The organism is Pseudonocardia ammonioxydans, assembly GCF_900115005.1.
In the GTDB taxonomy this organism is placed as follows: Bacteria; Actinomycetota; Actinomycetes; order Mycobacteriales; family Pseudonocardiaceae; genus Pseudonocardia; species Pseudonocardia ammonioxydans.
Map to the genome: position 1 here is coordinate 1 of NZ_FOUY01000099.1, position 8,116 is coordinate 8,116.

The following is an 8,116-nucleotide window of genomic DNA, read 5'->3' on the forward strand; positions in this document are numbered from 1 at the left end:
GTCGTAGCCGAGGTGATGGGTCATCTCGGTCTGCAGCGACCGTTCGAGCACGGCCTTGGTCATCTGGTTGAGCAGTCCGTCGACGCCGTCGATCGGAGTGCCGGCGGCCTTCGCATCGGCCAACAGCGCGTCGATCGCCGACGGGTCGAGGGCCTCGGCGAGCCGGCGAGCCGCTGCAGTCTCGCCGTCAGGGTCGGGCTGGTTCTCGCTCACGTGGGTGTCCTTCCCGACCGCTGTGTTGATCACTGCGGTCGATCTTGGCCCACCCATGGCTTACACACCTGCCATGACACGCCCGTGTCGGGGGACTCGTTCGACAATGCCCTGGCCGAGACCGTGAACGGCTACTACAAGGCCGAGCTGATCCGCGGTCCCACCCGAGACGGTCCGTGGAAGACCGTGGAGGACGTCGAGCTCGCGACGCTGGGCTGGGTGCACTGGCACAACCAGCAGCGCCTGCACGGCTACCTCGGCAACCGCCCACCGGCCGAGTACGAGCGCACGTTCTACGCTGCCCACTGGGACGACCAACAGCCGGTCGGAATCCCATAGCGCGAGTCTCCATCAGACCCAGAGCGGCTCAAGTACCTCAGCGTCGACCTTCTGCGGCTTCTGCGGCTTGTGCGGCACGGGGATGGACCTCCCACACAGGCGATGCCGGGCGCCCGCCGGTCGGCCCCGATGAAGCGCCGAGGCGGAGGAAGCCGTGGTCGTGTAGGAGCTGAAGGGCAGGATCGAGATCAGCAACCTTGCGGAACCGGGCCCGCGACAACCCGGTGAACGCGGCTCGACGGGTGAAAGCCCTGCGGCCGGTGCGAGCGACCCAGTTCAGCACGACGCGGGCGTCATCGAGGGTCGGGTCAGCGCCCATCTGGTCAAAAACGGCCAGGGCGTGGCCGAGAAAGTAGTGGCCCAGCCGGGTCGCCGCCTCGACGTGCCGGACAGGAACGGGCGCGCCCCATCCGGTCGGCAGGACCTCGGCGAGGAACAGCAGCCCGGCGAGGCGCGCGATGGCTCCGTTGAGTTTCGACGCCCAGTCCGTGATGTGCGCCAGCTCCGCGTGCGGAGCAAGCCGAGGTTCGAGGTGGCGCTCCAGATCCAGGATGTGGCGGTCGGCGTCGCGGTGCAGCCGTAGCCGCAGCGGTTCATGTTGTTCGGCGAGCAGAAGAACGAGCCGCGACAGGCTGCACGAGTACGTCCGACCCGTCGGCGCCGGGGCGGCCGGGCACCGATCTGACGGCGCCCCACGGTGTTCTCCGGGACCGAGTACAGGATCCGGGCCAACAGGCCGCGACCGCGGAAACCGGGCATACCGGCGATGTCGGTCAGCACCTCTGGTTGCAGGGCGAGCTCGAGCGTCAACGCAGGTGAGGCGACGTGCTCGGCCGGGCGGCCCTTGCGATCCACCCGCAGCAGGTCACCGGCGTGGCCCTTGAGGAACACCTCCAGCGACGGGACGCCACCGGAGTAGCGGCCGGCCAGGGTCGAGAAGATGCCGCCCTCCGCTGACAACACCGCCAACCGGCCGCCCTGCTCGGCAAGCAGCGAGGCGGCGGCTTCGGTGGTGACGTCATCGGCGATCAACCTTGGCAGCGACAGAACCGGCTTCTCCGCGTCCAGCGCCGCATTCGCAGCAGCGGCAAGGGCCTCGGCGCGAGCCGCAGGATCGCGCATGTTCGCGGCATCGATCGTGCGGCGCTCGGCCTCCTTGACCGCGACCTTTCGCGCCAACTCGGCTTCAACGATCCGCGGGCGGGCCTGATCCACCAGCTGCTGCTCCGCCTCGAGAAGCGGTGCCGTCATAGCGGCAAAAACCGCGCTCTTGCGCGAGCCGGGTGGCATCGCGACAACCGTGTAGAGATTGCACGGCTCGCGCCAACCAGGGCGGACCTCGACCTCTGCACGTCCACCCGCGGCGGTGGACAGCGCGGCCAGGGCAAGACAGCCGGGCAAGTCCAGCGGGGTCTGGGTGAACTCCGCGACCGCCAGCACCATGTCCGCCACCCACGGCGGCAATGCATCCACCGGGAACGGCGGAAGCAGCCGACGCGGGGTCAACGGGGTCGGGTCGACGTCCCAGCCCTCGCTAGCGAGTTCGTCGTCACCGTGCAGCAGCGCCAGGCGGTATTCGGCGTCGAGGCCGGTCAGGATGTCGCTCGCGGTGCGGCGCCTGCTCACGCCTTCTCCTCCAGTGCAGTGCGGCGCGGGGTTCGGGCTCCGGCAGTCAGGCCGGAGCGGATCGTCGCGTGCGCCTCCCCCGCCGGCAGCCCGATCGCCGCCGACGCCTGGGCCAACGCCGCGGTCGCCAAGCCATACGGTAGCAGCCCGGCGCCGACGAGCTGACCGAGCGCGAACGCGGCCCGGTTGAGGGTGTCATTGCGCTGCCCACTGCCGGGACGTGCAGCCAAGACGTTGCCCAGCTCGGCACGCAGCGCCGCCGCGACATAGGCGGAACGGCGGCCGACGACTTCCAGCAGCGGAGCGAAGTCCGCCCGTGGGGGCCGCGGCTCCTCGAGCAGGTCCGCGATCCAACCCGGCAGAGCAGCGACCGGTGCCTCGGCGACGCGGTAGCGGCGACCGCGAACGACTGACCCGGCCCCGACGACGTAACCGCCTGCAGCGCGCACGTCGATGAGCCAACCGAGCCGGCCCGCGGAGTTCCGGAGCCGCGACCCGGCAGGAGCGGAGAAGTAGAGGTGCTCTCCCCCGCTCGCGGTCTGCACCGAATACGTCTCCACCGGCACCTCCGCGCAGTGCTGCTCGGCCAGACACGCGAGGACATCAGCGCCATCGCGAATCCCCGGCCGGTCCCACTCCGGCGGGCGCACGGTGTCCGGCTTCGGCCCGTCCAGGTCCACAACGACCAACCCGGACGGGCCGCACGCGATGCCGATCCCGAACGGCGCCCGCGCCCACGCCCGCCGGATCCGCACCGGATCGGTGGTCGCGCGCGACTCCCAGTTCCGGATCGCGGGGCGCTTGTCCCCCACGCGCAGCGGGAACACTCTCCATCCGCGGGCTGCGTGAGAGAGCGCGGCTCGCAGGATTTCAACAGCCACGAGGCTCAACCTGTGAAGCCGATGGCCCTGAACGCGCATACTCGGGCGCATGACGTCGACGCCCACCCAGCCGCCCTGGGCGGTTCCGGGGCGCGCGGAGATCTCCGACCTGCACTGGCTGGCCTACGCCGACGTGCTCGAAGGGCGCGATCCGCTCCCGCGAGGGATCGTGGCGGCGTTGGAGTGGGTCCGCGGTGAGCGGGAGGGGCCGCTGACCGGCCGATCCGAGCAACCGGTCACGGCGGCGCTAGCCCGGGCCGAGATGTGGGCTGCCGCCGAGATCGTCCATCCTGATGCGCCTGTACCGACTCGGACGCTCGTCGATGAGTTGGGCGTCGCCTATCGCCGTCCGCTTCCGATCGCACCTCACGCCGCAGAGGGAGTCCGACTCACCCTGCGCTGGCTTCTCGGCGACATCGACGCTTCGCCGCTCGACCTTCCGGCCCGCTGCACAGACGGGAACCTCGCCGAGGTCCACGTTCTGGTGCAGGCAGCGATGACCGCTGCACCACATCGGTTCTGGGGCCCCAAGGAACGTCACGCCGCTCGCGCGGAGGCGCAAGCTACCGTGGAGCGCTCTCGTCGTCTGCTCGATCGGATCGCGGAGATCCAGGCCCAGGTCACCTCGGCTTAGCGCTCGACGACCGGCTCGGAGTCCCACTCGACTGCCTCCTCTCGGCTGGTCGATCTCCACGAGGTCTGCTCACGCATCACGGTCTCCTCCGCCTCTCGTTGGGCGTCGGCCTCGTCCCGTGCGGCGATTTCGGCGAGGGCGAGTTGGGCGCGCGCGACGGCAGCGGTGGTCTCGTCGACGGTCGGTATCCGGACTGGTGCGGGATCAGTCCTCTCGTTGGCGGCGGCGACGCTGTGCTCGCGTAGGTCGTCGACCGCCGTCTCGGGCCCGGCGGCGACGTCGTCTGGGGTGAGATCGCGCTCGACCACGTCCTGCTCACCGATTTCGCGGTACTCGTCCTCTACCTGCTGCGCGGCCCGGTGCACCGCGAGCCACTCCTCCGCGGTGACGCGGTCGCCGGGATGAGCGAGATCGACTCCGCGTGCGCCCAGTTCGACACGTGCCCGCTCCGCGCGATCCCGGGTCTGCGCGGTGTGGGCGTACCACTGCGCTCGCGCCTGGTCGGCTTCCTCGAGCTGGGCGGCCTGCTCCCGAAGGGTCGCCGCTTCCGAGCGGGCCTGGTCCGCGGCCCGGGCCAGCCGCTCGCGCTCGGTCTCGTCACTCGTGGCGGCCGAGCGTGCCGCCCAGATCTCTGCGTCGGCGGCGCTCTTGGCTGCCTTCTGGTGGACTTGGTCCAGTTCGTCGCCGACCCAGCGCGGTGCCCAGGTCGTCTCGCGCTCGTAGGCGCGCACCCGCACACGGAGTTGTCCGTCGGTCAGGTCGGCTTCTTCAGCACCGGCCTCAGGGAGATCGAGTGCCCGATGAGCGGCCCGGAACATCGCAGACGACTCCGCGAGACCCGCCGGTGGCGCGGCCCCGAACGGATCACGCTCGTCAGCGTGCCCGGCGAGCTCGCGGTAGGCGCCTGCCCACCCGGCGCGCCGCTCCCACTCCTCCCGGCCGACGAGGTCGTCGGGAACCGGGCCGAGAACGGTGCGAGCCCACTCTGGCGGGTCTTGGGCGAGCTCGGCCCCGATCTCGTATCGGCGGTTATCGACGTCGTCGGCCCTGTCCTGCAACCACCGTGCCCAGCTGGCCGGGGCGTCGCTCGGAACGAGATCAGCGGCCGAGGTGATCTCCGGCGTCAGCCGTCCGTGCAGGGTCGTCGTCACGCGATGGTGCAGCACCTGCGCGGGCGAGCGGGCGTCGGAGAGACTGCGCCCCTCCACAGCGGCCCGCAGCACCTTGTCGGGTTCGTGGCCGGCGAGCTCCGCGGTCCGAAGCAACCGATCGAGACTGGAAAGTGCCTCGTCGGCGGCGAGTCGTTCGCGGATGTGCTGGGGCAGAACACCGTCGCCGACCAGCCGGTCGAGCGTCGCGGGGGTCCGTCCCGCCGTCACATGCGAGATGCCCTCGGCCAACTGGCCTACGTGCGTGAGCGCCGAGCAAGCGGTGATCTCGGCCTGCTCCCGCTCGGCGAGGGCGGTGCGCTCCGTGGCCGCTACTGCGAGTACGTCGGTCAAGACGGCCCGAGCCGCCCGCGGCTCGGTCTGCAACGTCTCGCCAGGAAGAGCGTCCGGAGCCAGTCGTCGTGTGACCGTCCATGCGGTGTTCGCCTCACGCCCGCGGGTCAACGCGACGTACAGGGCCTCGGCGCTCGTCCCAGAGCCGAGGACCGCGTGCGAAGTGTCGACCGTGCGGCCCTGCGTGGCGTGGACGGTGCTGGCGTAGGCCAGGGCGAGGTGGGAACGGACGTACTCCGCGGAGAGCTGCAGCGGATCTCCGCCGCCGGTCGGGACGACCGTGAGCCCGCCATCGGCTCGGACGTCGCTCACCCGGTACTTGGACCGGTTGATGGGCGCTGTCTCATTGCCCTCGAACCCGATCAGGCTCCACCCATTCCGCCGGGCCTGCACGAGATCCCCGCGACCGGCAACCGTGCCCTGCAGGCCCAACTCGACGCCCGTCGGCTCGACCCGACCCAGCTCGACCAACTGCCCACGGAGCGACTCACTGACCCGTCCCGCAGCCTCGTTGCTATCGACGATCAGCACCGAATCGCGGCCCGCGAGAGTGTCCGCCAGCCACGCTCGTGCCGCAGCCGCCTCGGCCTGTTCAGCCGTACCTCCGTCGACGAGCCGGCCATGCCGTTCGTAGACGTCGAGCGCCTCCGGCTCCCCGTCGCGCAGACTCAGGGACGCGGTGCGCTCCCATTCAGCGGCGAAGCGGCGGACCTCGCCGAGCTCGTAGGTGATACCTCGCTCAGCGATGTCGGACATGCCACCACCCGGGCCCACCGCTCCGAGTTGGCGAGGGTCGCCGACCAACAGAAGCTTCGCCCCAGCCGCATCACAGCGCCGCACGATCTCCACCAGGTCGCCCGTCGACGCCATCCCGGCTTCGTCGAGGACCACAAGATCGCCCTCGCCCGGCTGCATCGTCGCTTCCGTGTTGGCGAGCCACCGCGCGGTGTTGGTCGCCTGCAAACCCTCCTCCACGAGCAGATCCGCGGCGACCTGTGACGTCGCGAGCCCGAGCACCCGGCGTCCGGTGTCCTGCCAAGCCTCGGTCAGCGCTCCGACCGTGAACGTCTTCCCGGTCCCCGCAGCCGCAGCCAGGACTTCAACGCGAGCCCCTGACGTCAGGACCCCATGCACCGCCGCGGCTTGGTCGGCTCCCAGCTCATGACCGGACTCCGCGAACCTGCTGATCACGCCACCTGCGACGTCGTCGCTGAGAGCAGGGGCTCCGCGGGTCACGGCGGACCACCGCAGCATTCGCTCAGCAGCCAGCTGCGTCGGAGCGCTGTAGCGGGCGCTTCCCGGGGCGACGAACATCGACTCCCCGTCGGCGCGCTGCAGCTCGACCGGAAGGTCGCCGATGGGCGGCGGGCCCAGCGCAACTGCCTGCTCGAGAGCGACATCGGTCAGCCGCTCGAGAAGGGGCCGAATATCGTCCGGGGACGATCCGAGGTGGCCGGGCAGCTCGTCGGACACTGCGCGCAGGAGATCAGATCGCGTCCACGAGGCGCGTGCACTCCCCACATTGGCGATCGCCCGCTCGACGACATCCTGAACCGACCACTCCCCCGGCGGGGCCGGCTGCTGAGCACGAGCCACAACGTCACCGGCGACCTGGCGCAGTCCACCGGAGATCGCCTGGCGAGATTCCCGCTCCCATCGGTCGAGGCGGTTCACGAGCGTCTCGGTGCCGTGCTCCTTTGCCGCACGGGTCGCAAGGGTCGCCTGCTGTGCAATGCGCGTGCGTTCCAACGCCGACGGTTCTCTCCCGAACCGGGCGACGAACGCGTCGCTCAGCTCCCGGCTGCGGGAGGTGATGGCGTGACGGCGGGAGGAGAACAAACTCATCAGCTCCGCAGGGACGCCGACGACCTCCCGGGCTCTCCCATCGGGCCGGGTGGCCAACTCCACCCCGAGGCTGGTGGCGAGATGCGACTCCATGACCCGCTCGGCGATGGCGCCCGCAGCACCCCGGTGCGTGTGGAGGGTGCGGGAGTCGAGGGTGCGCCAGGTGCCATCGGCTGCCTGGACCCGGTTGAGGATCGCGTTGTGGACATGGAGCTGTGGATCCCGGTCGCGGGAGTCGTGCTGGAGGAACTGGGCGACGACGAACTCGTGGGCGTCTACCCATCGCCCACCGCCACCCCCGTGGTGACCAGCGCGGGAATAGCCCGCGGCGTCCTGGAGGTAGTCGAGACCTGCCCTTGCACCTGCCAGAACCGCGTCCTCGATCGCCTGGTGGTGGGCCGCCCAAGCCGCCGCCGCCCGGTGGTCTCCTGCGGCGCGGGCGTTGTTGGCTGCCCGCTCGAAGGCGACGCCCAACACCGTCACGCTCTTCGGCGCCGAGAATGTCGCGTCGATGAAGGCGACGGCCTGCCGCGACGATGCCTCCGCCTGGGCCTTCAGCTCCGCGCGCCGCTCCGGCCCGGCGTCCGGCTCGGCAGCGATCAGACCGGCGTAGATCTCGTCGCCTGGGCGATACTTGCGATGTGGGGCGGCGAGCGGCGCCGCCTCGCCCCAACTCGTCCGTGAGTGTGCTGCGGGATCGCGAGGGTCGGCGAGGTGCATGTAGACGGCCTCGATCAGGTCAGGATCGATCTCACCGGTCAGGCCGAGTCGCTCGGCGCCCGCGCCGTACCAGAGTCCCGCGGGCTCACCTGCCGCGACAGCGCCGGTGTAGTAGCCCTCGCGACCGCCTGACACCGGGCCGGTCAGATAGTCGACGTCGTGGCCGACGGCGAGGCTCAGCACGGCGGCACTCGCAGTTCCATCGGATCGTGATGCCTAGGTGTGACTCGGTTCGTGATCTTGACTAGTTGATTTTTGGGTCTATTGAAGTGATCTCAACAAGAAGCCCGTAGGTGTAGGTGTTCGATGTGGGTGAGGGCGAGTGCTGCTTTGACGTAGTCGCCGACTCGGCGGGG

Annotated in this window: 4 protein-coding genes and 3 pseudogenes; 2 read left to right on the forward strand and 5 right to left on the reverse strand. The window is 70.3% G+C overall.

Annotated features, from left to right (window positions below):
• Positions 1–213: pseudogene (locus BM093_RS33795) on the reverse strand (hypothetical protein); the annotation flags it as partial.
• Positions 214–303: 90 nt separating this feature from the next.
• Between BM093_RS33795 and BM093_RS33800 the strand changes: the two are divergent.
• Positions 304–552, forward strand: a pseudogene (locus tag BM093_RS33800) (integrase core domain-containing protein); the annotation flags it as partial.
• Positions 553–589: 37 nt separating this feature from the next.
• Here BM093_RS33800 and BM093_RS38520 read toward each other — a convergent pair.
• From BM093_RS38520 to BM093_RS33810, 3 genes and pseudogenes are all read right to left on the reverse strand, one after another.
• The gene (locus BM093_RS38520) at positions 590–1,183 is read right to left on the reverse strand and encodes a DUF3987 domain-containing protein (protein WP_425439226.1); all 594 of its coding nucleotides are present in this window, start codon (positions 1,181–1,183) and stop codon (positions 590–592) included.
• A gap of 47 nt (positions 1,184–1,230) precedes the next feature.
• Positions 1,231–1,995 (reverse strand): annotated as a pseudogene (locus tag BM093_RS38525) (YfjI family protein); the annotation flags it as partial.
• A 179-nt stretch (positions 1,996–2,174) separates the two neighbouring features.
• The gene (locus BM093_RS33810) at positions 2,175–3,125 is read right to left on the reverse strand and encodes a bifunctional DNA primase/polymerase (RefSeq protein ID WP_245773986.1); all 951 of its coding nucleotides are present in this window, start codon (positions 3,123–3,125) and stop codon (positions 2,175–2,177) included.
• On the opposite strand from BM093_RS33810, the gene BM093_RS33815 reads away from it, so the two are divergent.
• Positions 3,109–3,693: a hypothetical protein gene (locus BM093_RS33815; RefSeq protein WP_093357266.1), complete on the forward strand. Its 585-nt coding sequence runs from the start codon at positions 3,109–3,111 to the stop codon at positions 3,691–3,693. The two genes, BM093_RS33810 and BM093_RS33815, sit on opposite strands and share 17 nt — an antisense overlap.
• Here BM093_RS33815 and mobF read toward each other — a convergent pair.
• Complete coding sequence (gene mobF, locus BM093_RS33820; RefSeq protein WP_093357269.1) at positions 3,690–7,943, reverse strand: MobF family relaxase; 4,254 nt, start codon at positions 7,941–7,943, stop codon at positions 3,690–3,692. The genes BM093_RS33815 and mobF overlap by 4 nt on opposite strands.
• Positions 7,944–8,116: the final 173 nt, after the last annotated feature.

Excerpts from the sequence above, each read along its gene's own strand:
- BM093_RS33815 (WP_093357266.1), top strand. The coding sequence starts at position 3,109 with ATGACGTCGACGCCCACCCAGCCGCCCTGGGCGGTTCCGGGGCGCGCG.